This is a genomic window from Sinorhizobium sp. B11 (genome assembly GCA_039725955.1).
Classification (GTDB): Bacteria; Pseudomonadota; Alphaproteobacteria; order Rhizobiales; family Rhizobiaceae; genus Rhizobium.
In genome coordinates, this window is sequence record CP091035.1 from 199,256 (window position 1) to 222,742 (window position 23,487).

24 protein-coding genes are annotated in these 23,487 nt (G+C 60.8%); 14 read left to right on the forward strand and 10 right to left on the reverse strand.

What is annotated here, in order from left to right; genetic code table 11:
• Positions 1–178: 178 nt before the first annotated feature.
• The 4 genes from LVY75_34015 to LVY75_34030 all read left to right on the forward strand — a co-directional run bounded on the left by LVY75_34015 (position 179) and on the right by LVY75_34030 (position 2,551).
• Positions 179–889, forward strand: a complete 711-nt coding sequence (locus tag LVY75_34015; protein XAZ26296.1) for a Crp/Fnr family transcriptional regulator — start codon at positions 179–181, stop codon at positions 887–889.
• Positions 890–948: 59 nt separating this feature from the next.
• Complete coding sequence (locus LVY75_34020; protein XAZ26297.1) at positions 949–1,179, forward strand: hypothetical protein; 231 nt, start codon at positions 949–951, stop codon at positions 1,177–1,179.
• A 110-nt stretch (positions 1,180–1,289) separates the two neighbouring features.
• A complete protein-coding gene (locus tag LVY75_34025; GenBank protein XAZ26368.1) occupies positions 1,290–2,147 on the forward strand; it encodes a TIGR02587 family membrane protein in 858 nt (285 codons plus the stop codon).
• 8 nt (positions 2,148–2,155) lie between these two features.
• Positions 2,156–2,551 (forward strand): hypothetical protein, encoded by a 396-nt coding sequence (locus LVY75_34030; GenBank protein XAZ26298.1) that lies wholly within the window; start codon positions 2,156–2,158, stop codon positions 2,549–2,551.
• A 44-nt stretch (positions 2,552–2,595) separates the two neighbouring features.
• On the opposite strand, the gene LVY75_34035 is transcribed toward LVY75_34030, so the two are convergent.
• A complete protein-coding gene (locus LVY75_34035) occupies positions 2,596–4,134 on the reverse strand; it encodes an ATP-binding protein (protein ID XAZ26299.1) in 1,539 nt (512 codons plus the stop codon).
• A 227-nt stretch (positions 4,135–4,361) separates the two neighbouring features.
• Between LVY75_34035 and LVY75_34040 the strand changes: the two genes are divergently transcribed.
• Positions 4,362–6,023, forward strand: a complete 1,662-nt coding sequence (locus LVY75_34040; GenBank protein ID XAZ26300.1) for an alpha-amylase family protein — start codon at positions 4,362–4,364, stop codon at positions 6,021–6,023.
• 127 nt (positions 6,024–6,150) lie between these two features.
• On the forward strand, positions 6,151–6,540 hold the full coding sequence (locus tag LVY75_34045; protein ID XAZ26301.1) for a response regulator: 390 nt from the start codon (positions 6,151–6,153) through the stop codon (positions 6,538–6,540).
• Here the strand turns inward: LVY75_34045 and LVY75_34050 are convergent.
• Genes LVY75_34050 through LVY75_34060 form a run of 3 tightly spaced genes read right to left on the reverse strand, consistent with a single transcriptional unit; the run spans position 6,537 to position 10,186 of the window.
• A complete protein-coding gene (locus LVY75_34050; GenBank protein XAZ26302.1) occupies positions 6,537–7,544 on the reverse strand; it encodes a response regulator in 1,008 nt (335 codons plus the stop codon). The genes LVY75_34045 and LVY75_34050 overlap by 4 nt on opposite strands.
• Positions 7,531–7,989 carry a response regulator gene (locus LVY75_34055; protein XAZ26303.1) on the reverse strand — a complete coding sequence of 153 codons (459 nt, stop codon included), beginning with the start codon at positions 7,987–7,989 and terminating at the stop codon, positions 7,531–7,533. The genes LVY75_34050 and LVY75_34055 overlap by 14 nt, the downstream gene beginning before the upstream one ends.
• Positions 7,982–10,186, reverse strand: coding sequence for an ATP-binding protein (locus tag LVY75_34060; protein ID XAZ26304.1), 2,205 nt, complete (start codon positions 10,184–10,186; stop codon positions 7,982–7,984). The genes LVY75_34055 and LVY75_34060 overlap by 8 nt, the downstream gene beginning before the upstream one ends.
• Positions 10,187–10,471: 285 nt before the next feature.
• Here LVY75_34060 and LVY75_34065 point away from each other — a divergent pair, with 285 nt between their 5' ends.
• The 6 genes from LVY75_34065 to LVY75_34090 all read left to right on the forward strand — a co-directional run bounded on the left by LVY75_34065 (position 10,472) and on the right by LVY75_34090 (position 16,240).
• Positions 10,472–11,494, forward strand: a complete 1,023-nt coding sequence (locus LVY75_34065) for a YihY/virulence factor BrkB family protein (GenBank protein ID XAZ26369.1) — start codon at positions 10,472–10,474, stop codon at positions 11,492–11,494.
• Between the two features lie 124 nt (positions 11,495–11,618).
• Entirely contained in the window at positions 11,619–13,304 is a 1,686-nt protein-coding gene (kaiC, locus tag LVY75_34070; protein XAZ26370.1) for a circadian clock protein KaiC, read from the forward strand.
• A gap of 11 nt (positions 13,305–13,315) precedes the next feature.
• Positions 13,316–13,612 carry a circadian clock KaiB family protein gene (locus LVY75_34075; GenBank protein ID XAZ26305.1) on the forward strand — a complete coding sequence of 99 codons (297 nt, stop codon included), beginning with the start codon at positions 13,316–13,318 and terminating at the stop codon, positions 13,610–13,612.
• On the forward strand, positions 13,609–14,658 hold the full coding sequence (locus LVY75_34080) for a PAS domain-containing protein (GenBank protein XAZ26306.1): 1,050 nt from the start codon (positions 13,609–13,611) through the stop codon (positions 14,656–14,658). The genes LVY75_34075 and LVY75_34080 overlap by 4 nt, the downstream gene beginning before the upstream one ends.
• The gene (locus tag LVY75_34085; protein XAZ26307.1) at positions 14,561–15,091 is read left to right on the forward strand and encodes a sensor histidine kinase; all 531 of its coding nucleotides are present in this window, start codon (positions 14,561–14,563) and stop codon (positions 15,089–15,091) included. The genes LVY75_34080 and LVY75_34085 overlap by 98 nt, the downstream gene beginning before the upstream one ends.
• Positions 15,092–15,439: 348 nt before the next feature.
• A complete protein-coding gene (locus tag LVY75_34090; protein ID XAZ26308.1) occupies positions 15,440–16,240 on the forward strand; it encodes an SDR family NAD(P)-dependent oxidoreductase in 801 nt (266 codons plus the stop codon).
• Positions 16,241–16,274: 34 nt separating this feature from the next.
• Here LVY75_34090 and LVY75_34095 read toward each other — a convergent pair whose 3' ends face one another.
• Complete coding sequence (locus LVY75_34095; GenBank protein XAZ26371.1) at positions 16,275–17,000, reverse strand: endonuclease/exonuclease/phosphatase family protein; 726 nt, start codon at positions 16,998–17,000, stop codon at positions 16,275–16,277.
• A gap of 84 nt (positions 17,001–17,084) precedes the next feature.
• Between LVY75_34095 and LVY75_34100 the strand changes: the two genes are divergently transcribed.
• On the forward strand, positions 17,085–18,047 hold the full coding sequence (locus tag LVY75_34100) for a lysylphosphatidylglycerol synthase domain-containing protein (GenBank protein XAZ26309.1): 963 nt from the start codon (positions 17,085–17,087) through the stop codon (positions 18,045–18,047).
• On the opposite strand, the gene LVY75_34105 is transcribed toward LVY75_34100, so the two are convergent.
• Complete coding sequence (locus tag LVY75_34105; GenBank protein XAZ26310.1) at positions 18,048–19,484, reverse strand: phospholipase D-like domain-containing protein; 1,437 nt, start codon at positions 19,482–19,484, stop codon at positions 18,048–18,050.
• Between the two features lie 447 nt (positions 19,485–19,931).
• On the opposite strand from LVY75_34105, the gene LVY75_34110 reads away from it, so the two are divergent.
• Complete coding sequence (locus LVY75_34110) at positions 19,932–20,096, forward strand: hypothetical protein (protein ID XAZ26311.1); 165 nt, start codon at positions 19,932–19,934, stop codon at positions 20,094–20,096.
• A gap of 260 nt (positions 20,097–20,356) precedes the next feature.
• Here LVY75_34110 and LVY75_34115 read toward each other — a convergent pair whose 3' ends face one another.
• The 4 genes from LVY75_34115 to LVY75_34130 all read right to left on the reverse strand — a co-directional run bounded on the left by LVY75_34115 (position 20,357) and on the right by LVY75_34130 (position 23,338).
• A complete protein-coding gene (locus tag LVY75_34115; GenBank protein ID XAZ26312.1) occupies positions 20,357–22,141 on the reverse strand; it encodes a thiamine pyrophosphate-requiring protein in 1,785 nt (594 codons plus the stop codon).
• 85 nt (positions 22,142–22,226) lie between these two features.
• A complete protein-coding gene (locus LVY75_34120; GenBank protein XAZ26313.1) occupies positions 22,227–22,493 on the reverse strand; it encodes a hypothetical protein in 267 nt (88 codons plus the stop codon).
• A 41-nt stretch (positions 22,494–22,534) separates the two neighbouring features.
• Entirely contained in the window at positions 22,535–22,801 is a 267-nt protein-coding gene (locus LVY75_34125) for a hypothetical protein (GenBank protein XAZ26314.1), read from the reverse strand.
• Between the two features lie 84 nt (positions 22,802–22,885).
• A complete protein-coding gene (locus LVY75_34130) occupies positions 22,886–23,338 on the reverse strand; it encodes a hypothetical protein (protein XAZ26315.1) in 453 nt (150 codons plus the stop codon).
• Positions 23,339–23,487 lie beyond the last annotated feature (149 nt).

Sequence of the window (23,487 nt, forward strand, 5' to 3'; positions counted from 1 at the left end):
GCCAGGGACACCGTCGTTGCGGCTGCGAGCCGCCTGAGGCATGAGGTTTGCTGCATTGCCGCTTCAGCCTTGATGGGAAAGCCGATGCTGGATCTCTTCGGCTTTCGGAACCAGAAGCTGTGACAATAGTTCACTGGTTACTGTTGCCGAAGCTCGTGAGGCAATGTGGGAGAGGCATATGGCGCCAAGTCAGACACAGATTTCGAACCGCATGTTGACCGCGCTCGAGCCGCAGGACTTCGCGCTTCTGGCCCCGCACCTGGAGCGGGTCGATCTGCCGGCGCATTTCTGCATCGCGGAGCCGCGCAAGAAGCTCGATTACGTCTACTTTCTTGAAACAGGTATCGGTGCGGTGATGACGGTCTCCGCCAACGGCCAGACCGCCGAAGCAGGAATGTTCGGCTGGGAGGGCTTCGTGCCGACGGCCACTATCGTCGGTGACGACCAAGTTCCCTACCGGGTCGAGATCAACGTCGCCGGCTCCGGTTACCGGGTGCCGATCGAGGCAATGCGTCAGGCGACCATGCAGAGTACCTCTTTCCAGGTGCCGCTCATCAAGTACATGCATGTCTTTGCCACGCAGGTCGCCTATACCGCACTCGCCAATATCCGCTATCTGCTCGATCAGCGCCTCGCGCGCTGGATCCTGATGTGTCACGATCGCCTTCGCAGCGACGAGATGGCGATCACCCATGACTATATTGCCTTGATGCTCGGAGCCCGCAGACCCGGCGTCACCACCTCTCTTCACGTCCTGGAAGGACATCGTCTGATCCGTTCGGTGCGCGGATCGATCGTCGTTCTCAACCGCGCCGGCCTCGAAAAATTCGCAGCCGGCTCCTACGGGGTTCCGGAGGAGGAATTCGAACGGCTCATCGGAGGCCGCTAAAGCAAGCAGACGCCGGCATGAGCGCGCAGGAAGCAACAGACAGTATTTGATGGTGACGCATGCGATATTATTTCAACATTCGTGACGGCAAGGACCTGATCCTGGATCCCGATGGGAGTGATTGCGCCAGTCTGGCGATCGCCATCGAGGAGGCCAAGGCCCATGCGCGGGAACTCATGGCGGAACGCCTGAGGTCAGGCAAGGAGCTCGACGGGCAGGCTTTCGAGATCGTCGATGTCGCCGGCGCGCTGGCTGCCGTCGTTCGTTTCAAGGATGCCCTGCCTTCATGAGCCGCTATGCTGCCGGACGCGCAGCCGATCGGAGGCAACTTGCATCATCCTGAACCGGCTGCAATCGCGCACTGGCAAAGCAGCGTCGACCTCCTAGTTTCAGGCCGATGATGGACCAGCTCGCGCAACAGACCACGAATTCCGACTTCGACGGTTGGCGATTTGCCGCCGGCCTTGGCCGCGGCTTTGCCGGGGCATTGATCTTCGCCTTGCCGATGTTCATGACGATGGAAATGTGGGAGCTCGGCTTTTCCATGGATCGCGGCCGGCTGCTGCTCTTGCTGATCGTCAACATCCCGCTTCTGGTCCTCTTGTCGAACGAGATAGGCTTCGAAGCCACCTACACATGGGGCGACGCCTTGCGCGATGCGGCAATCGCCTATGCGATCGGCATTGTCTCTTCTGCAACCATCCTTGCTGCAGTCGGCGTCCTGCAATTTGAACAACCCTTCATCGAGATCGTCGGAAAGATCGCCGTGCAAGCCGTCCCGGCCAGCATCGGCGCGCTGCTTGCCCGCAGCCAGCTTAACGGCGACAGCGACGAGGACGACGAGGATCCGGTGCAAAAGGGTCCGCGAGACTACGCGCGCGAGATGTTCCTGATGGCGATCGGGGCGCTGTTTCTCGGGCTGAATGTCGCCCCCACAGAGGAGATGATCCTGCTCTCCTACAAGATGACGCCATCGCATGTCCTTGCAGTCCTGGTCATGTCTCTGATCGTGATGCATGGCTTCGTCTATGCAGTCTCTTTCAAGGGTGGGCACGAGATCGGCGAGGATGTGGCCGCCTGGCATATGGTCATCCGTTTCACGTTGCCCGGATATGTCATCGCACTTCTCGTCAGCGCCTACGCGCTGTGGACCTTCGAGCAGTTCGGAGATTCCTCCGCATGGCCGGTGCTTGCGAGCGTCATCGTCCTCGGCCTGCCCTGTTCCATTGGCGCGGCTGCCGCGCGGCTGATATTGTGAGGGTGCGAGTGAGCGATAGACCGAAGAAGGCCAGAAACAGATCCCATCCCGTCGAATGGGTCGTCGGGTTGACGAGCACGGTGCTCGTCGTCGCCCTGATTACGTCTGTCGCCTATCAGGCAGCCAGCTATTCAAGCCTGCCGCCCCGCCTGACCGTCACAAGGATCGATACTCCCACGGCAGACCACCAGGTGCGCTTCGAGATCAGGAACGATGCCGACAGGACGGCCGCCTCGGTCCTCGTCCATGGCGAGGCCAGAAGGCCCGACGGTGGCGCCGAAGTTGCCGAAACGACCTTCGATTACGTGCCAGGCCGCTCGCGCACCACGGGCGCCCTGATCTTTTCGACCGACGTCACTGACGCCGACGTGACGATCCGGCCCGCCGGCTACATGGATCCCTGAAAGGACGCGACAATGGCAGCAGAAAAGGCGCCACGTTCCTAAGGCTACCGCTCGTGCGACAGCGCCAGCCGCGCCGTGAAAACCGTACCGTCGACACGCGCAATGGTAAAAGATCCACCCATTTCAGCAACCAGGGCCTTGATCAGCCGGCTGCCCATGCCCGATCTTGCAGCCGCCGGATCGTAGCCGATCCCGTCATCGGAAAGTTCAAAAAGCACCGTGTCGTCCGGTTGCCGCAGGAGGCGGATCCGGATCAATGCCTGGTTCCTGTCGGCGAAAGCGTATTTCATGCTGTTTGTCAGCAACTCGTTCAGCAGAAGCGTGAATGGCGTCGCCTTTTCGGCATCGATCTTGATATCGTCGAGTTCGAAGACGAGATCGACAGCTTGCTCGTGCAGCCCGACCAGCGTGCGCGAAAGGTTCGGGACGAGCTGGCGGGCGTTGACGCTGTCGAACTGATCGAAGCCGTACATCTGCTCGTGCACAGCCGCCATGGCGAGGATCCTGTCGTTCAACCTCTGGACGGTTTCAGGCGTCAACCCTTGCAGTCGTACAAGCCCCATCACGGTCTGCAGATTGTTCTTCACGCGGTGGTGGATTTCGCGCATCAGGACCTGGTTGGTTCGCAACGCTTCGCCAAGTTCGGCCGCATGGCGGGCATCCGTGCGCGCGAGACTGAGAATTTTCAGTCCCGCAGCAACAGTGGCAGCCGAGACGAGCGCCGTAAGAAGGAGCGCGATTGCGACATCGTTCCAAAACGGTCTCAGGATCAGGCCGATATCGGCCGAAGCGATCGCGACAAAGGGCGTACGCTCGACGATGCGATAGGCCACCAGGCGCTTGACATGGTCGACCGGTGAAGTCGATAGGTAGGTGCCTGACGTCGCCTTCCGCATGTAGTCTGTAAAGAGTACATAGTTGCCGAGATCGACCATGTCCGGCGGCTCGGGGTGACGCGCGATCAGCTTGCCGTCACGCCGGAAGAAACTGACGGTGGAGCCGGGGCCAAGCGGCGAGGCGTCCCAGATGGAACGCAGCATGCCGATATCGAAGGCAAGCACCGCCACGCCCAGGAACCTGTGGTCACGCTCAATGCGGGCGGCCGAAAGAAATATGCGTCGTCCGGTATTGCCCATCTGCGTCATCGCCGACGTATAGGCGTCCGCCCCGTTGGCGAGCCGGCGGAAATAGGTCTGATCGAGGATATCGGCAGGCGACCCCTCTCGGTCGGTCGAATAGATGAGCGTGCCGTCGGCGGCGATCACATAGGCGGTCGCGTTCGTCGGAAGTGCTGCGGTCGCCTGGTTCAGCCGCCTCGACAGGTCGCCATCGTCGGGGTCGATCGCCGAGCCGAAGGCATTGTCCATGCGATCGAGGGTCTGACGCGCCAAAGAGTTGATCCAGACTGCGTTTGCCGCGACGATCTTTGCAGTCGCAACGACCTGTTCCTCGCCGCGCCGGACCGCGGAGGAATAGCTCGAATGCAGCCAAACCGCCAAAACGACGCAAAAGGCGGCAAACAGGCAGACAATTGCGGCGATGGCAGCCCTACCGACAATCGTAAAGCCTCTGGTCAGGCCCATGCGACCCTCATGATCCGACACCGTCGGACTGTCGGATAGCAGGCTATCGGTGTCAAGGATCAGTACGGTAGGAGTCCTTCGAGCATGCTCGACGCTCAGGGGGCAGCAAAGGCAGGGCGAGCTCCCCCACCGCGTCCCGACATTCGGCGCTTACTGGCAGGCGCTGTGGCTTGCGGAACAAATCGACCGCACGAACCATTTGCGTCTCCAGCACAAGGGAGAAACGGATGATCAACGATCTCTGGTACAAGAACGCGGTCGTCTATTGCCTGTCAGTCGAGACATTCATGGATGGAAACGGCGATGGCGTCGGTGACTTCCAGGGACTTGCCAGGCGACTCGACTACCTCGCCGGTCTCGGTATCACCGCGATCTGGCTGATGCCGTTCCAGACGTCTCCCGGCAGGGACGACGGTTATGACGTTTCAGATTATTACAATGTCGATCCCCGCTACGGCACGCTCGGCGACTTCGTCGAATTTACTCATGGGGCCAAGCAGCGCGGCATTCGCGTTCTGATCGATCTTGTCGTCAATCACACCTCCGACCAACACCCCTGGTTTCAGGAGGCGCGAAAGGACGAGCAGTCGATCTACCGCGACTGGTATGTCTGGTCGAAAGAAAAGCCCGACGACGCCGATCAGGGAATGGTCTTTCCCGGCGTTCAGAAAACCACCTGGACGCGCGACACGGTCGCCGGCCAGTATTACTTTCACCGCTTCTACGATTTCCAGCCGGACCTCAATACCTCAAATCCCCACGTGCAGGCCGAGATCCTGAAGATCATGGGCTTCTGGATCCAGCTCGGTGTCTCCGGGTTCCGGATGGACGCCGTTCCTTTCGTGATCGCCGAAAAGGGCGCCGGCCTGAAGAAGCCGCGCGAACAGTTCAACATGCTGCGCACCTTGCGCGAATTCCTGCAATGGCGCCAGGGCGACGCCATCATCCTTGCAGAGGCCAACGTGCTGCCGAAGACGGATCTCGACTATTTCGGCGAGGACGGCGACCGGATGCACATGATGTTCAACTTCCAGGTCAATCAGACATTGTTTTACGCGCTTGCAGGCAGCGACTGCGCGCCGCTTGCAAAGGCGCTCGAGGCGACCCGCATGCGCCCGCAATCGGCACAATGGGGCCAGTTCTTGAGGAACCATGACGAGCTCGATCTCGGCCGCTTGAGCGAGACCCAGCGCAACCGGGTCTTTGCCGCCTTCGGACCCGAAAAGACCATGCAGCTTTACGATCGCGGCATCAGACGGCGGTTCGCGCCGATGCTCGACGGCAACCAAAACCGTCTGCGCATGGCCTACTCGCTGATGTTTTCGCTGCCGGGCACGCCGGTGCTGCGCTACGGCGACGAGATCGGCATGGGCGATGACCTGTCCCTGCCCGAACGCAATTGCGCCCGCACACCGATGCAATGGTCGACCGAGCCGCATGCCGGCTTCACCAAGAGTGAAAAGCCGATCCTGCCGGTCATCTCGGGCGGCCCCTACGGGTATGAGCATATCAATGTCGCCGACCAGCGCAGGAGCCCGCAATCCATGCTGAACTGGATGGAGCGCCTGATCAGGATGCGCAAGGAAGCACCCGAAGTCGGGTGGGGAGACTATAGCGTCCTTGACGTTGAAGAGAGCGGCGTCCTTGCCATCCGCTATGACTGGCGCAACAACGCAGTCCTCATCGTCCATAACCTAAACGAAAAACCGGTCGAGGTTACGATCGATCCCGGTCTCAAAGTCGGTGGTGACCTCTTGATCGACATTGCCGATGGCACCGACAGCCGGGCAGACGCGGCCGGTCGCCACTGCCTTTATCTTGATGGATACGCCTACAAATGGTTTCGCGTCGGCGGGCTCGATTACCTGCTGAAGCGCACGGAGGTCTAGAGGATTGGCAGGCTGGTCATCACAAGGTTTACGCCCATGGAGACTTTGCCGGCGCCGCGATTATCCGACGCTTGACTTTCACTCGCAGAAAAACAGTTAAAGCCCGCACGGCATTATTGAGGTACGTATGACGCTAAGAGCAAATTCCGAAACGCGCGTGCTGCTCGTCGAGGATGATCTTCTTCTGGCAATGGACATGGAAGATTTCCTTGTCGATCAGGGCTTTCAGGTCGTCGGTCCGTTTGGCCGGCTGGCCCAAGCCCTCCAGGCGCTCTCAGGACAGCCTGTCGATCTTGCGATCGTCGATCTCAACCTTGCGGGCGAGCTATCCTTTCCGCTCATCGACACCCTCAGGCGCCGGGAAACACCCATTATCGTCTGCAGCGGTTATGCCGAACTGCCGGAGATCCGCTCCAAACTCGCCGACCTGCCCCTCATCGCAAAACCATGGTCGCCACAGGCGCTGACCAAACGCATCGACGAGGTGCTGAACACGCGCATGGCCGAAAGAGGCTAGAGCGGAAAGCTGATGGAGCAGGTGAGCCCGTCGGCCAGATAGTGCAGGTCGACTGCTCCTTCCAGCTCATATTGTACGGAGCGTTCGATCAGCGCTGTTCCAAAACCGGCTGCCTCAGGCGGGGCCACGATCGGGCCGTTGCTTTCCCGCCACTCGATGTCGACCATGTCGACCCCGGCGCGATCGGTATGTTGGCGCCATTTCAGGCGCACTTGACCGGCATCGTTCGATAGCGCCCCATGCTTGCTGGCGTTCGTCACGAGCTCGTTCAGCACCATGCTGACGGCAAGGGCGCTCTTCGGGCCCAGCGTGACGTCTTTGCTGCCGCCGAGGTCGAAACGACCGTTGCGGTCATGAGCGGCAACGATGCGCGCGACAATATCGGCAAGGCGTGCCTCTTCCCAGTTTGACTGGAAAAGAAGCGCGTGCGCCTGGGCCATGGCATCAAGCCGCTGCAACAAGCTGTCGGCATAATCATCGACGGAGAGGCGCCCGCGGGCCGTTCGCCGCACGATCGACATGACCATCGCCATCGTGTTCTTCACGCGGTGGCTGAGTTCGCGCACAAGGATCTCGCGCTGCTCCTCGGCATGGCGCCGGTCGCGCCGCTCGCGCGCTTCTGCAAGTGCCCTGGAGACGGCGGCGGGCAGGCGGATCAGGCGCTGCTTGAGGACATAATCGGTCGCTCCCCGCCGGAAGGATTCGATTGCGGCCTCCTCGCCCAAAACCCCCGACACGAAGATGAATGGCACGTCGGGACAGGCCTTGCTGGCGATATCGAGGGCCGACATGCCGTCAAAATCGGGTAGGGAAAAGTCTGCCAGAATAATATCGAAACCACCTTGCGACACCGCGGCGATGAAATCTGCCCGGCGTGCGGCGCGTATGATCTGCGGCTGGGGCTGCATGGTGCGCAGCTGCTCTGCGACAAGCTCGGCGTCAAGCGGGCTGTCTTCCAGAAGAAGAACTGTCGGCGTAGGGGATATCAAGTCAGCTGTAGCCATTTCCACGATGTCCAGGAGGTGGTTCGTTCAGCAACGCCCAGAAGACGCCGAGGTCCTGAATCGCCTTGAAGAACTCGTTGAATTCCACGGGCTTGACGACAAAGGCATTGACCCCGAGCTCATAGCTCCTCACGAGATCCTGTTCCTCGCGAGAGGATGTCAGCATGACGATCGGGACGTGGCGCAAGCCTTCGGCGCGCTTTACTTTGGCAAGCACTTCCAGGCCGTCTATCTTCGGCAGCTTGAGGTCGAGCAGGACGACGGCCGGATCGCCGCTTTCGCGTCCGGCATGCGGCCCGGTGGCAAACAGGTAGTCGACGGCTTCAGCGCCATCTCTTGCCACGATGATCTCGTTGGCGAGCTGGCATTTTTCAAGGGCGGCCAGGGTCAGTTCGAGATCGCGGGGGCTGTCTTCCACCAGGAGGATCGGACGCAATTCAGGCAAGGATGTCATCCTTTTGTTTTTCGAGCGGCAGAGCAAATGAGAAGCAGGCACCTTTGTCAACCTCGCCGGATGCCGAGACCGTGCCGTCATGACGTTCAATGATCCGTCTGACAAGCGCCAGTCCTATCCCCGTGCCCTCGAAATCCTCTGCGCGCTGCAGTCGCTGAAAAACGCCGAACACCTTGGCGACATATTGCATGTCGAAGCCAACGCCATTGTCAGAGACGCTGTAGACCGTCTGGTTGGAGTAAGATTGGCCTCCCACGACAATTTCAGCGCGCTTGCGCGGGCGTGTGTATTTGACGGCATTTTCGAGCAGGTTGTACCAGACCTGACGCAGAAGCGTCGCATCGCCGAAGCCTGGCGGCAGGTCGGCCACCTGGATGTCGATGTCGCGTCCTTCCTGTTCGGCCTTCAGGCTGCGAAGAACTTCAAGGACGAGCTTGTTCATGTCGACGGGCTTCTTGGAGAGGGCGGTTCGCCCGAGCTGGGAAAAATTCAGGAGATCGTCGACGAGCTTGCCCGCCGCAACGGCCGCGTCCGATATGGTCTGCAGGTAATGCAGCGATTTTTCGTCAAGCGTCGTTTCGCGGCTGCGCAGGAGTTCGGCAAAACCGACGATATGGCGAAACGGCGCCCTCAGATCGTGTGAGACCGAATAGGAAAAGGCTTCAAGCTCCTTGTTGGAGCGCTGCAATTCGCCCGTCAACTGGGCAAGCTCCTCAGCCTTGCGAAGCACGATGCCGACGATGGCGCCGCGCAGGTTGCGGGCAGCGCCGATCTGGCTTTGCGTCCATGGCGCTGACTGCTGGCGAACCTGCTCGCGCCATGTATCGAAGGATTTGCGCGGATGGATGCGCCCTGCCTCGCGCACCAGCTTGTGAGGATCACCACCCCATTTTACGGTCCTGACGATTTCCGGGCGGAACCAGATAAGCCAGTTCGAGTGAAGACCGGACAGACTGATTGCCAGCATGCCGGCGGCCGCGATCTGAGAGGACAGATCTTGCGGAAGATCGGCGGCAAGGCAGCTCGAATGAAAGAGCTCCTCGCCGCGCGACTTCAACCAGTCGGTGATTTCGGCAATGTGAGCACGCTCCGGCACGCTGCCTGCCGTGACGATCTGATCGTCGGTGAGGATAACAGCGCCCTCGGCACCCACCAGCTGCAGGAGATCGTCCTCCGCAGCCAGCAAGTCGACGTGCCAGCTTTGCGCCTGGCTCATCCGGGTCAGCAGGCGCGAGTGCACCTCTGCGAGCTCGACACTTTCGGCGGCTGCTTCGGCCCGTTCCAGGGCGCTTATGCGCATCGCAAGTGACTGCACGACGAAGTCGCAGGCATCGCGGACGGAAATTGAAACGCCATGAGGCGCAGCGCTGTGACAGGAGACGAGGCCCCAAAGCGCGCCGTCGACGATCACCGAGACCGACATCGAGGCGGCCGTTCCCATATTGCGCATATATTCGAGGTGGACGGGCGAGACGCTGCGCAATTGCGACAGCGACAGGTCGAGGTGGGCACGTGGCTGCTGTCCGTCGGCGCGAACAATCGGAACCGGCTGATAGGATGCATCCGGGATCATGCGCACTCGGTTGATCGTGTAAAGGTGGCGCGCCTGTGCGGGGATGTCGCCACTGGGAAAGCGCAGATCGAGATAGGAGGGAAGCCCGCCATTGTTGGCCTCGGCCACGACATGTCCGTTCCAGTCGGCGTCGAAGCGGTAGACAAGGACACGATCGAAGCCGGTCAGCTCGGCCACGAAGGCCGCGCAGGCTTGCAAGCTGCCGGCAATGTCGGTCTCGCCCGAAAGCAATTGCGCAAAGGAGCCGAGACGGGAAACGAGACTGTCGGTTCCGCCCCTCTCGATCCTCTCGAACTCGACGATGAAAGCGGCGTCGGATCGGTGGGCAATGGCGACGAGTGCCTGCTCTTCCAGCCTGACCTGCAGTGACGGGCTGCGGTCCGGGCTCCAGGCGGCGAGCGCCCTATCGAGATCTGGCAGGCTAGCAGCAAGAACCCCGTCTGCCGTCAGGTCCAGGCCGGTAAAGGACAGCAAATTCCGGCTCGCCTGAAGGACGGCACGAGTGTGCATGTCGAGGACGAGCAGGGCGCCGTGCGGCTGAATTGCCCCGGGAATATGGATCGGCTCGCTCGCGCAGCTGTCGAGGTTCGCAGCGGAAGCCGTCAAGACATGCATCTTTTCAAGTCCTTTCGCGTAGCCCTATCTGCCGCTGCGTAAAGATAGGCGCGGGCGCGTGCCTGTAAACCGCAAAAACCGACGTTCTTTCGACAGGAGGCGATTGGAACAAATCGAGCTTTCACACGATTGCGCCTCAACAGCGTGCTGCACGTTTCGCGCACGCCCGAAACCGCAGCCTCCGACCATTGCCGGAGCCTACCTGCCGGCACGCCGATCGCGGAAGATGGAGAAACGATCATGGAAGTCCAGCGGCCCACCTCCTCCAGAGCCGTGATCAGCTTGATGGCGATTGCCGGCCTTGCCCTGGCACTTAGAGGATCGAAAGGAAAGTCGCCGCCGAACGCGACGCCGCCATCCGATGACGAACGGGGCCGGAGCGCGCAGGTCCCGGAAGAGATCCCGGTGCGCGGCCTGCGCGACGTGTTCTGGCGCCTTGTCGAGGAAGTCGGCGATGACAGGGTTATGTTGATTGCGGCGGGCGTGACCTTCTATCTGTTGCTCGCCCTGTTCCCGGCTCTCGCCGCGCTGGTCTCTCTTTATGGGCTCATCGCCGATCCGATGACGATTGCCGACCACCTGCAAAAGCTCTCCATCCTGCTGCCGCCAGGCGCCTTCGATATCGTTGCCGAGCAGATCCGGGCGCTCGCCGGGCGTCGGGAGGAGAGCCTTGGCATCACCTTCTTCGTCGGTCTGGCCTTCGCACTCTGGAGCACCCATAGCGGCACACTTGCCCTTTTTGATGCGATGAATGTCGCCTATGAGGAAAAGGAACGCCGCGGTTTCATCCGCCTCAACCTGATCGGCCTCGTCTTTACTCTTTGTGCCGTCGTCGGCGCAATTGCGGTTCTAGGTCTCGTCGCAGCCATACCGGTTATCCTGTCGTCCGTCTGGCTCGACGCCTATAAGGAGAACCTGGCTTTGATCGGCCGCTGGCCACTGCTGCTCATCATCGTCGCCGGCGCGGTGATGACGATCTATCGCTTTGCGCCCAGCCGGGAGCCGGCAAAGCTGCGCTGGCTCACCTGGGGGGCGGCGCTGACGACGATCGCCTGCTCGGCCATGTCGCTCGGCTTCGGCTTCTATCTCGAGCATTTCGCCAATTATAATGCCACATACGGCGCGCTTGGCGCGTTGATCGGCCTGTTGGTCTGGATCTGGCTGTCCGTGACGATCCTGATCGTCGGCGCCGAGCTCAATGCCGAGCTCGAGCATCAAACAAGCAAGGATACCACGACTGGTGCGCCCGAGCCGATGGGAGCACGCGGCGCCTATGTCGCCGACACACTCGGACGCGCCGTCGACTGAAACGACCGACATTCCAACGCTTTGGTACGCTGGAGTACAAAGCCGGTCATTTGCCAATCGTGGCTCATTGCGATATTCGATCCCTTTAGGGCCTAAGATGGCCAGGAACGGGATCAACTACGCCATGTCCGAGCCGAAAGGCATCTCCAAATCATTGACCGGGATCGTTGGTTTCGACGATTTGACGCTTGGCGGGCTGCCAAGCGGGCGTCCGACGCTTGTCTGCGGCACCGCCGGTTGCGGCAAGACGCTCTTTGCCTCCACGTTCCTTTTGAACGGCGCACGCGATCACGACGAGCCCGGGGTCTTCGTCACCTTCGAGGAGCGCCCGATCGATATCGTCAACAATGTCGCCTCGCTCGGTTTCGACGTGCAGGGGCTGATCGACGAGGGAAAGCTCTATATCGAGCACATCGCCATCGATCCCTCTGAACTGGAGGAAATCGGCGACTACGACCTTGAGGGCCTCTTCCTGCGCCTGGAACTTGCCATCGACCAGGTCGGGGCCAAGCGGATTGTGCTCGACACGATCGAAAGCCTGTTTTCGGCCTTCACCAATCCTGCCATTCTTCGCGCTGAAATCCGCCGCCTGTTCGACTGGCTGAAGGACAAGGGACTGACCACGATCATCACCGGTGAGCGCGGCGATGGGTCCCTGACGCGTCAGGGCCTGGAGGAATATGTTTCCGACTGCGTCATCCTGCTCGACCATCGCGTCCACAACCAGATCTCGACGCGCCGGCTGCGCATCGTCAAATATCGCGGGACGGCCCATGGCACGAACGAGGTTCCCTTCCTGATCGACCAGGATGGATTTTCCGTCCTGCCGGTCAGCACGCTCGGCCTTTCCCATAAGGTTTCGGAAGAACGCATTTCCTCAGGGATCGCGACCCTCGACGAAATGTTGTCCGGCGGCGGATTTCATCGCGGCACGAGCATCCTGGTCAGCGGTGTGGCCGGGTCCGGCAAGAGCTCGGTTTCCGCAAGCTTCTGCGCTGCCGCCTGCGCCGCCGGCGAACGCGCGCTCTATTTCTCCTTCGAGGAATCGCTCGACCAGACCGTGCGCAACATGCGCTCGATCGGCACTGATCTCAGAAAATGGGTCGATGCGAAATTGTTGCATTATGTTGCAGTCCGCCCGACCTTCTACAGTCTGGAAATGCATCTGGCGGTGATGCTTCGCGAGATTGCCCGCTTCAATCCTTCCCTCGTGGTCCTCGATCCGATCTCGGCCTTCATGGGCAGCGGTGATGTGCTCGAGGTCCAGTCCATGCTGTTGCGCATGGTGGATTTTTTGAAGTCGCGCGGAACGACCGCCGTCTTTACCCACCTGATGCATTCGCAGGATGGAACGACGGAGACCGACGCAGGCCTTTCTTCGCTGATGGATGCCTGGATCCTGCTTCTCAATCGGGAGATTGGCGGTGAGTTCAATCGGGAACTCTACCTCCTGAAGGCCCGCGGCACGGCCCATTCCAACCAGGTGCGCGAATTCGTCATGTCCAACGATGGAATTCGATTGCTCGCGCCATATATCGGCGATGGGCGGGCCTTGACCGGCACTCTCAGACAGTCGGAAGAGGCCAAAGCACGTCGTACGGAGGTCGAGCGGAAGGCCGAGGTGGCTCGGCGGGCCGAACTGCTCAAGCAGAAGCGCAGGAAGGTCATGGCGCAGATCGAAGCGCTGCAGGCCGAACTGGAATCGGACGAGGCCGAACTGACCACTGTCCAGGACGCGGAAGCGGCCTATTTGAATCAGGCGGCCTCCGATCGGGCGGCCATGGAGAAAAGCCGCCGTTCGGCGGAATGACGATGGGTGAAATGGAAAACCAAGCAGCGAGCGCGCCCAAGAAGCTGGTCCTTTATGTCGCCGGTCAGACACCGAAATCACTGGCAGCCATCCAGAACCTGGAGCGCATCTGCGCCGAAAGCCTGCCGGGCAAATATGTCATCGAGGTGATCGATCTTCGAAAATCGCCGCAGCTGGCGCGCGAACACGGGATCGTCGCCATTCCGACCCTGGTTCGGGAATTGCCGACGCCGATCCGCAAGATCATCGGCGACCTGTCGAATACCGAGAAAGTTCTCGTCAATCTGCAGGTTGGAGAGGGTGAATGAGCCTTGAGGCAGTTTCGCGAGCGGAGGCCCTGAACGCGGATCTGCGCCGGCGGCTCGAGGAGGCCGAAGAGGTCATCCGGGCGATCCGCGAGGGCGAGATCGATGCGCTGGTCGTTCGCAACCAGAAGCGGGAGGAGGAGATCTTCACGCTCGAGGGAGGCGTCGAATCCTATCGCTCCTTCATGGAGGCGATGGATCTCGGCGCCGCTGCCTTCGATGGCCACGCCAACCTGCTTTATGCCAATCAGGCGCTTTGCGATCTCTTTGCCGTTTCCCGTGACGCGCTGGACGCCAAGCTGCTCTTTGAGGCAATCGGTGCGGAGGCCTCCGCCGTCATCGCCGCTTTGATCGAAAAGCCGACGTCAGGAGCGGCCGGGGTGCAGATCAAGCTCGGACAGGGCGAGGCGACGCGTTATTTGCAGATTTCGGCAGGCCGGATGATGCTCGGGACCAATCCGGGCATCGCCATGAGCTTTACCGACATCACCGCCCGCATCCGCGCCGAAGAGCGCAAGGAAGCCGAACGGACCGTACTCGCCATCCTGTCGTCTGCGGCAGAAGCCGTCGTCGTTTGCGATCTCGCCGGCATCGTCACCCATGCCAATACGGCGGCCTTCGGCCTTGCCAACGGCGACCCGATCGGATCGTCCTTCGACAAGGCCTTCGCACTTGACGTGCGCGGTGCGACCGGGCTCATGCAGGGCGAAGATTTCCTGGCCGTGGTCGTCGAAGGACAATCCATACAGGGAATAGAGGCAATCGCGCCGAAGAGCCGCGGGGGCAAGGACGTGCTCGTCAGCGCCTCGCCGCTCATCGTCGGCGACGGCAAGGTGGCCGGTACCGTTGTGACACTCGTGGACCTGTCGCGGCGCAAGGCGGCGGAAAAAACAGCAGCTCCTGCTGATGGGCGAACTCGATCATCGCGTCAAGAACACCTTGGCCCTGGTCGTGTCGATCTCCAATCGCACCGCCTCCACCGAGGATACGATCGAGGGTTTTCGCAAGGCCTTCTCGGGTCGCATCCATGCGCTGGCGGCCACCCATAACGTGCTTGCCGACCGCTCCTGGTCCTCCATTCTGCTGACGGAGATCCTTGCCGCCGAACTTGCACCCTATGTCAGCGACCTCGGCGCCAAGCTGAAGATCAGCGGCGAGGATGTCGAAATCCTGCCCCGCGCAGCCATCGCCTTCGGTCTTGTCATTCATGAACTGGCGACCAATGCCGTCAAATACGGCGCCCTTTCCAACGATCACGGCCGGATAGAGATCGTCGTCAGACGCGAGGCAGCCTTCATCGAGGTCTGCTGGACCGAGATCGGTGGTCCGCCGGTCACGCCGCCGACACGGAAAGGCTTCGGGGACACGGTCATCAACCGCAGCCTGCAATATTCTCCGAATGGCGGGGCCAAGCTCGATTTTTATCCCGAGGGCCTGCGTTGCGCCATCCGCGTGCCGGTAGAGGATGTTGCTGCTGTCTGACCCGGTCCGGTGGACCCATTCAACTGGGCCGCGGTCGCCCCGACGCAGGATGCGCCAGCGCTGTCGAGATTGAGCTTCCACCGGGCTCGATGCTCGCACCATCGGCACGGGTAAGCCGGGCGGATCGACCCGAGCAACTGACGGCCCGACCATGCCCTGCGATGCGCTGAGCGGCATCATGGACGACCCCACGCCCTGACAATCCGGTCCTATTTCGTTTGATCGCTCCAGCCCGGTCGCGCGCTGTACCGGCGCCTGGGTGCGCTATCGGCAAATACGTTGGGAACAACAGGACAGCAGCGAGGTTTGCCAGCGTTAGCCCTCTTCATTTCAAGTTAGGAGAAGCACATGTCTGACAACGCACCGGCAAAGGGCCTCGCTGTTATCACCGGAGCATCAACGGGCATTGGCTATGAACTCGCCAGATGCGCCGCACAGGATGGCTACGATCTTGTCATCGCCGCAGATGAGAGCCGCATTGCGCAAGCAGCCGACGATCTGCGGCAAGTCGGCGGTGCCGTCGAAGCGGTCGAGGCTGATCTTTCGACCATTGAAGGCGTCGACAGGCTGATGGAACGCATCGAGGCCGACGGCCGTTCGGTCGACTTTTTGATGGCGAATGCGGGTCGCGGCCTCGGCAAGGGCTTTCTTGATCAGGATTTCGCCGAAGCGCGCAAGGTCGTCGACACAAACGTCACCGGCACCATTTATCTTGTTCACCAGATCGGCAACCACATGCGGGCGCGGGGAAAAGGTCGCATTCTTCTGACCGGCTCGATTGCCGGCTTCATGCCGGGCTCCTACCAGGCTGTCTATAATGGCACGAAAGCCTTCATCAATAGTTTCTCCTTCGCCTTGCGAGAGGAGCTGAAGGACAGCGGCATTTCCGTCAGTTGCCTAATGCCCGGTCCGACCGAAACCGAGTTCTTCAAGCGCGCGGACCTCATGGACACATCGGTCGGTCAGGCCAAGAAGGACGATCCGGCCGAGGTGGCCCGCATCGGCTACGACGCGATGCTCGACGGCGAGGGCGATGTCGTCAGCGGCTGGAAAAACAAGTTGCAAGCAGCCGTCGCCAATGTCACTCCCGCCAGCATGCTCGCTCACCAGCATGCCAAGATGGCCGAGCCTGGCTCGGGCAAAAAATAGGTGCTTGCCGCCTGGCGGGCTGACTGCAGCTCGCTCATCCGGGCAAAGAAAGGACCGAGACCAGCGGAAGATGGTCAGAGGCCACTCTGGCAAGAGGATCGTCGAGAACAAAAGTTTTCGACACCTCGATGTCTCGGGTGACGAAAATATGGTCGAGCCGCAGGATCGGAAACCGCGATGGAAAGGTGGGACGATAGCCGGCGGGATTTGCGCGCTGCGCATCGCCAAGCGTTCGCGTCGCCGCTCGATAGGCTGCCGAGCTCGGAACTGCGTTGAAGTCACCGCAAAGAACCGCGCTACTTTTCCGCTCGCCAAGCCAGCCCGCTCCAAGCAGTGTATTCACCTGCTGGATGCGCTCGCGCCCCCGCAGCCCGAGATGGGTATTGATTACCAGCAATTCGTGATCGCCAACTTGGATCTCGAGCGCGATTGCGCCTCTCGGCTCGCCGATCGAGGGAAGTGCGTCGGCCTTTATCGTGCCGGTCGGAAGCGCCGTGATGATCGCATCGCCGTAGCGCTCCTCGGCGACGGTCATGCTCGGATGGAAATGCGCCTGCATTTTAAGAAGTGAAGCAATGGCTCTTGCTTGGTCGACGCCGCCAGTTCGGGATCGAAAAACATCGACTTCCTGAAGCGCCACAATATCGGGCCTCGCCATCGCGATAACGGCGGCGATGCGCGCCGGATCAAGTTTTCGATCCGTACCAATACAGCTGTGAACATTGTAAGTGAGGAGGGTGATCTTTTGACGGGAGCGCATTTCAGGGCCTCTGACCAGCAAGGAACACAACAAGCCTTCATTCGTTCCACCTCAATGTTCTCATTCGCATTCAGGTGAAATCAGATGAGCATGAAATCATTGCTTTGGAAGGCGATGTTCGTGGCTGCGCTCGGCCTCGCCGGCTTTCTTCTCTACCGGATTTTCCATCAATATAGCGCGAACCAGATCCTGGAGTCCTTTACGCGTATTCCTGCTTACAACCTTCTTCTGGCCGCACTCGCTGCAGCGGGCTCCTACCTCTGCCTCACTGGCTTCGATTTCCTGGCGATCCGCTCCATCGGCAAGAAGATCGCCTACAGGCGCGTTGCCCTCGCATCCTTCGTGAGCCTGTCCCTTGGCCACAATATCGGCTTTGCCGGTTTGAGCAGCGGCGCCTTTCGATATCGCTATTATTCGCGATGGGGATTGTCGACAGAGGACGTCGCGAAGATCATCCTCTTCTGTGGCATGACGGTGGGCATGGGACTGGTTGGCCTCGGCGGTCTGGCACTGATCCTCAACCCAGCCGACGCTGCGGCGCTCTTGGGCCTGTCGGAGGCAAGCGCCAGGGTTGCAGGCCTGGGCCTGCTGTTGGTGCCGATGGCTTATGTGGTGGTCGCTGCGCTCGTCAGGGCGCGCCTCCACCTCTGGCGCTGGTCGCTTCAGCTGCCGTCGCCTGGCATCGCCATCCTGCAGGTTGCCGTCGGAACGCTGAATTTTCTCTTCGTCTCGGCCTGTCTGCACGCGCTTCTCGCAGCCTCCGGCGATGTCGCCTTCCTTCAGTCCGTAACGGCCTTCGTACTGGCCAATTCTGCCGTTTTGGGAACTCATGTCCCTGGCGGACTCGGGGTACTGGAGACGACCGTCCGGCATGTTGTTCCCGATGCCGCCTCGATCGGCGCGTTGATCGCCTTCCGGGCGATCTATTTCGTCCTTCCTCTTATGCTGGGAACAAGCCTTCTTTTCATCTGCGAATTTATCCCAGGCCGTTCCCGGCCCGGGAAAGAACCGCAAGCGGGAAAGCCTGCGCAGGCGAGCTCAGCCTGATCAGGCCGTCTTCGGATCGAACAGCGCGGTTCCGATGACAGGGCAAAGCGGCCCGGGACCAACATCGGCATCGAGAGCCTTCAACCGCCCGAGCCCTTCATTCAGCGCATCGATTGCCCGAATGAGCGAGCCCGCTTCATCCACCTTTGCAGCGACGATTTCCGTCGAGGTGCCCAGGTGCTCGGCAAGGAGCTGGCAGCGCAGCTTCGCGATCGCCGCGAAATGGTCCGGCGTGGTCGCATTCAGACGCATGTCGCATTCCGTATCAAGACCCTCTGACCGGTGGTTGAGATTGGACGAGCCGATCCGCAGACTTTGGTCATCGGCAATCAAGAGTTTGGAATGAACGAGGACCTCGATCTCGCCGGTGTCATCGGGAACCACCGGATAAAAGACACGCAACCGACCGTGGCGATCAGCCTGTTTCAGCCGGCGAATCACCCTGCGGCGGTTGCGCCCCATGACGAGCTGCTCGATGAAGCCATGAGATCTGCGCGTGCAGATGATCACGATCTCCGGCCCGTCATCTTCGAGGAGGCGGGCGGCCAGCGCCTTTGCGATGGTTTGCGAGGCCAGATATTGCGTCTCGATATAAAGATGCCGGCTGGCCGATCTGATGATGTCGAGCGTCATACGAAGGCCCTCGCTGACACCGCCACCGGCCAAGTCTTCCCGCTGTGTCAGCGCGAAAGCCGCCGGCATGCGACGTGCCGCAACGGGACTGTGCAGCATATGCTGGTCCGGCGCTCGGCCGGAGGCGGGCGCGGGGACCAGATTGCTATCGCCGCCCCATTCGATCCATCGCCGCCGGATGATTTGTCCGATCTGTCGGGCGGCCTCGCCGGTGACCATGGTCTGGACATCGTGGAGAGGATCATAGGAGCGACCGCTTGTATCGCGCCGACGGCTGTCTGAGGGTGCATGACGTCGATCGTCAAACCGTCGCGACGTCAGGTCAATACCGCCGATGAAGCCGACAGCGTCATCGACGCAGACCAGCTTTTGATGATGCGAGGCATGCCACGCGTCATGGCGGGCAAACAGCATGCGGATACGCGGATCGGCCGGGAAATCGCGCCGATAGAATAGCCTTAGCGACTTTTGCGAATAGATCGGCCCCATCGCCCAGACCAGGATCCTGACTTCCAGGTCAGGATTGGATCTGACCGCGGCCTGCAGCAGGTCACCGAGGCTTTCACTCGACAGTCCGGGCTGCAGCAGGATATCGGGATTGAAGTCCCACCCGACGATGAGGATCGAATTGCGCGCCTGACGCAGGGTTTTGGCAAGAGCGGCGAAATAATCCTGACCGTTGGCGAGAAACGCGACGGCGTCCGCCTGGCCCCGAAAAGCGAAGGATGTTTGAGGATGGCCATGTGACAGATCTTGGGGCGAATTCTCAAGCGAGGCCAATGCGGTCGGAAAGCTGGTATCCATGGTCAACAAGCGTCCTGATCAATTTGATCCCCAAACGCGAGCGTGGCCGCGCAGGTTCCACAGACCCGCTGCTTGGGTCGAATTGGGAACGAAGCGTCAAGGCTCCGCTTCCGCAACGGCCGATCCTTGCCCTGGGCGCAGATCCGAAATTCAACCGCAGGAACCCGCGCCAGGACTTCGAGCCGGCGTCGTCCAAGCGATGTGGCCGCCGGCGTGCTCCGGGCGCAAGGCGACGACGTGCGAGAGCTGGCCCCGAGACCGACATGACCGAGCAAAGTGATCGGACCGCGTCAGTGCCGCACCGCGAAGGCAAATCGCACCGATTGAGCTGGAAGAGGCTGAACCATGAGACCGAGGTCCTGGGCGCCGGCCGATCCGGGTCGCGCGTGATCAGCCTGGAAACAAAACCGGGTGAGCCCTGTTCGGGCTGCCGTTTGCGGAGGAGGCATGACGAAGAACCTTGCACATGTCGGCAAGACGCGGCTTATGTTGGTGCTTCCAAATCTGCGTCAGGATCTACGGCGTCTCTTCGACAGCCACGGCTCGGTGCAAGAGCTTTGCGAGGCCTATGAAGAGGCTTGTCTGATGCGCCTGCGGCCAAGATGCATGTGATGTGGCAGATACAGCCGCCGTTTCGCGGCCGGCTGGACCCTGCCAGCACGGTGTCTTTTGTCAGGGCGCCAGATCCTCGAGAGCCAAGAAAGGCATCGGCACGAAGAGCTTGGCAGAGGCGGACCTGTCGCATTTGCCAAAACCATCGGTTCGTGGCTCAAGAGCGCCTAAACCGGCAAATCTGGCGCAAGCTACCTCCTCACGAGAAGGCAAGCCAGCCCCAAGCAGGCACCCGCCAATGTCCCCGGCGAGGCCGATCGCTAAGGGCGCGACAGAATGCCCGAGAAGAGCTGGCGGAGCATGCCGGCAATCATGCCCGCCTCGTGGGGATCGCCTGTCATGAGAGCAGAAGTGACATTGCGCATCTGCTCGAAGGTGATGTGGGGCGGAAGCGGCGGCACTTCCGGATCGGTCTTTACCTCGAGGATCACGGGGCAACCGGCCTTGAGGGCCGCCTCCCAGGAACCGCCGAGGTCATCGGGGCGATTGACGAAGATGCCGCGCAGGCCGATCAGCTCGGCGAATTTATGATAGGGCATGTCGGGGATCGTCTGGGAGGCGGCGAACTTTGGATCACCTTCCATCACCCGCTGTTCCCAAGTTACCTGGTTCAGGTCCTCATTGTTGAAGACACAGATGACGAAGGTCGGGTTGGCCCAGGTCTTCCAGTATTTGGCAACGGTAATCATCTCCGCCATGTTGTTCATCTGCATTGCGCCGTCGCCGACGAGCCCGACAACCGGCCGATCAGGCTCTGCGAACTTCGCAGCAATAGCATAGGGAACGGCAGCTCCCATCGAGGCCAGGCCGCCCGACAAGGACGCTTTCATGCCGCGGCGGATCTTCAGATCGCGCGCATACCAGTTGGCGCAGGATCCGGAGTCACTGGTAATGATCGCGTTGTCCGGCAGTCGCGGCGACAACTCGCTGACGACACGCTGCGGATTGACAGGATTTGCGTCCACCCTTGCGCGCTCGTCCAGTGTCTTCCACCAGCCCGCGACGTTGTTCGCAACCGTCTTGCGCCAACTGTCGTCGGCCTTCTGTGTCAGGAGCGGCAGCAGCGCAAGCAACGTCTCGCCCGCATCGCCGGTGAGGTTGAGCTCCATCGGGTAGCGCAGTGACAGCATGTCCGGATCGATGTCGATCTGCACGCCGCGCGCCTGGCCTTCCGCGGGCAGAAATTCCGAATAGGGAAATCCGGATCCGACCATGAGCAGTGTGTCGCAATCCTGCATCAGATCCCAGGATGGCTTGGTTCCGAGAAGGCCGATCGAGCCGGTGACCCAAGGCAGGTCGTCTGGAAGGGCAGCCTTTCCAAGAAGGGCTTTTGCCGCACCTGCCTGCAGGCGGTCGGCAACGGCGATCACCGCGTCGGTTGCGTTCAGTGCGCCGGCGCCGACCAGGATCGCCACCTTTTTACCGGCGTTCAGGATGTCAGCGGCGGCCTGAAGATCGTCACCATGCGGGAAGATGCGGGGACGGCTATAGCCCGGTCCTGAATGCACTGTCCCATGTTTGCGCGGCGGCTCCTCGTAGGGCATCTCCTGAAGGTCGTTCGGCAGGATGACGGTCGTCACAGTCCGGTTGGCGAGGGCGATGCGACAAGCGCGGTCGATCAGATGGCGGACCTGCGCCGGGGTCCAGGCCTGCTGGACGAAATCACCGGCGACGTCCTTGAAGAGGGCGGCAAGATCAAGTTCCTGCTGATAGTGGCCGCCTAGCGCATGTCGCGCCTGCTGGCCAACGATTGCGAGCACTGGCTGATGATCCATCTTTGCATCGTAAAGACCGGTGATCAGATGCGTGGCGCCTGGTCCCGATGTTGCGATGCAGACACCGAGCTCGCCGGAAAACTTGGCGTGGGCGCTCGCCATGAACGCCGCCATCTCCTCGTGGCGTGCCTGGATGAATTCTATTTTCCCCGATGCGCGTTGGAGGGCACCGAAGACGCCGTTGATGCCATCGCCCGGGTAGCCGAACAGGCGCCGTACGCCCCAGTCCCTTAGGCGCGAGATGACGAAATCGCCGACAGTCTTTGTCATCGAATCTCTCCATTCCGGACGGCGCCTGATCGCGCCGCTGTTGCCAACCGCCGTCGATAAGTCGATGCGGCTGGAGCTTAGGCTGTCAGACAACCAGGTCGCCCCAAGCGCGATCCCATTCGACCCCTTCGGCAAGTTCAATGAGAATAAGGTGATCGTCCCGTAGATGGCTGCGCGCGATTTCGAACGCGGCGGGCGGGCTCATCTCCTCGCCCGGGAAGATAGCATCGTCGTCTTTCGAAGCGGCAACCTTGCGGACATAGCCACGAATCTCTTCACCGGATCGGTAAAACTTGATGACGAGGTCACCTTCGCTTTCCTGTCCCTGGCTATAACGATGATAGAGTGTCACGGCGATCTCCTGTCAAATCTCGGATGACGTGTGCCGATCTGTCAGCCCGCAGGTATGAAGGGCAGCGCTTCGCAACCGATATCGCTGTAGAGCTGTCCCGAGACGATCAAAGACTGCCGCATGGCCTCGACGCGCCTCTCGGCGTCATCCAGGGAATAGGCCCAAATTTCGGCAGCCCAGGTCTTGTCGTTCCAGCGGCACTGCAACGCGAACCTGTAGATTTCCTGCCCGTTCTGGTCGATCGACACGAAATCATGGTCCGGCCGGTCTGCAGCGGCAGGCTGCGATTGGAACTTGATGATCTGCATAATGTCCTTCCAAATGCGCCGCGATGCGCCTTGCAATCTTTTGTTGTCGCTGCTCTTCGAGCGCCTTTACGAAGATGGCTAGCCTTAATCCAGCTGCACCGGCTTGATCGTGGCAACGGAGATCTCGCCCTCGACCACGCCGCGTATGAGGTCGCTACGATTGCGCTCGACCTCGACGACCGTATAGAGCTTGTCGTCGCGAAAAGCGCTTGCATTGATCGTCGTGACGTCTTCGGCGGGCGCCGAATCCACTTCCATGAAATCCAGCTCGCGACCCGAGGCTACGATACGGGCATCCCCGGGCGTGCGCGCTGCCACCATGACAATCCCGTGATTGAGGCTATTGTCCCATCGCGGATCATCCAGAGCGGCGATCGGCTCAAGCCTATAGAGGTTCAAGGCTTCGTTCTGATCGCCGGCAGCCGCCTCCGCTTGCGCGTCAAGCATCTGTGCACGGCTTTCCACGGAGCGACCGAAACGGGTGGTACTCGTGGCATTGTTGACGGCATCATCACCGCCACGCAAAACATTCGACATGCTTATTCTCCTCGTTCGGGAACACAACCAGCATCGGCGGAGTTGGTTCCCGGTAATCGAGCCAGCGTGAACATCCGCCGCGTGCTGCCTGTTTTGGATGCGCAGGACTGCGCGCGCTATCCCGGCGCTTTCCGTGTCGACGAGGTTTC

Excerpts from the sequence above, each read along its gene's own strand:
- LVY75_34015 (XAZ26296.1), top strand. The coding sequence starts at position 179 with ATGGCGCCAAGTCAGACACAGATTTCGAACCGCATGTTGACCGCGCTC.
- LVY75_34020 (XAZ26297.1), top strand. The coding sequence starts at position 949 with ATGCGATATTATTTCAACATTCGTGACGGCAAGGACCTGATCCTGGAT.
- LVY75_34025 (XAZ26368.1), top strand. The coding sequence starts at position 1,290 with ATGGACCAGCTCGCGCAACAGACCACGAATTCCGACTTCGACGGTTGG.
- LVY75_34035 (XAZ26299.1), bottom strand. The coding sequence starts at position 4,134 with ATGGGCCTGACCAGAGGCTTTACGATTGTCGGTAGGGCTGCCATCGCC.
- LVY75_34040 (XAZ26300.1), top strand. The coding sequence starts at position 4,362 with ATGATCAACGATCTCTGGTACAAGAACGCGGTCGTCTATTGCCTGTCA.
- LVY75_34045 (XAZ26301.1), top strand. The coding sequence starts at position 6,151 with ATGACGCTAAGAGCAAATTCCGAAACGCGCGTGCTGCTCGTCGAGGAT.
- LVY75_34050 (XAZ26302.1), bottom strand. The coding sequence starts at position 7,544 with ATGGCTACAGCTGACTTGATATCCCCTACGCCGACAGTTCTTCTTCTG.
- LVY75_34060 (XAZ26304.1), bottom strand. The coding sequence starts at position 10,186 with ATGCATGTCTTGACGGCTTCCGCTGCGAACCTCGACAGCTGCGCGAGC.
- LVY75_34065 (XAZ26369.1), top strand. The coding sequence starts at position 10,472 with ATGGCGATTGCCGGCCTTGCCCTGGCACTTAGAGGATCGAAAGGAAAG.
- kaiC (XAZ26370.1), top strand. The coding sequence starts at position 11,619 with ATGTCCGAGCCGAAAGGCATCTCCAAATCATTGACCGGGATCGTTGGT.
- LVY75_34075 (XAZ26305.1), top strand. The coding sequence starts at position 13,316 with ATGGAAAACCAAGCAGCGAGCGCGCCCAAGAAGCTGGTCCTTTATGTC.
- LVY75_34080 (XAZ26306.1), top strand. The coding sequence starts at position 13,609 with ATGAGCCTTGAGGCAGTTTCGCGAGCGGAGGCCCTGAACGCGGATCTG.
- LVY75_34090 (XAZ26308.1), top strand. The coding sequence starts at position 15,440 with ATGTCTGACAACGCACCGGCAAAGGGCCTCGCTGTTATCACCGGAGCA.
- LVY75_34095 (XAZ26371.1), bottom strand. The coding sequence starts at position 17,000 with ATGCGCTCCCGTCAAAAGATCACCCTCCTCACTTACAATGTTCACAGC.
- LVY75_34100 (XAZ26309.1), top strand. The coding sequence starts at position 17,085 with ATGAGCATGAAATCATTGCTTTGGAAGGCGATGTTCGTGGCTGCGCTC.
- LVY75_34105 (XAZ26310.1), bottom strand. The coding sequence starts at position 19,484 with ATGGATACCAGCTTTCCGACCGCATTGGCCTCGCTTGAGAATTCGCCC.
- LVY75_34110 (XAZ26311.1), top strand. The coding sequence starts at position 19,932 with ATGACGAAGAACCTTGCACATGTCGGCAAGACGCGGCTTATGTTGGTG.
- LVY75_34115 (XAZ26312.1), bottom strand. The coding sequence starts at position 22,141 with ATGACAAAGACTGTCGGCGATTTCGTCATCTCGCGCCTAAGGGACTGG.
- LVY75_34125 (XAZ26314.1), bottom strand. The coding sequence starts at position 22,801 with ATGCAGATCATCAAGTTCCAATCGCAGCCTGCCGCTGCAGACCGGCCG.
- LVY75_34130 (XAZ26315.1), bottom strand. The coding sequence starts at position 23,338 with ATGTCGAATGTTTTGCGTGGCGGTGATGATGCCGTCAACAATGCCACG.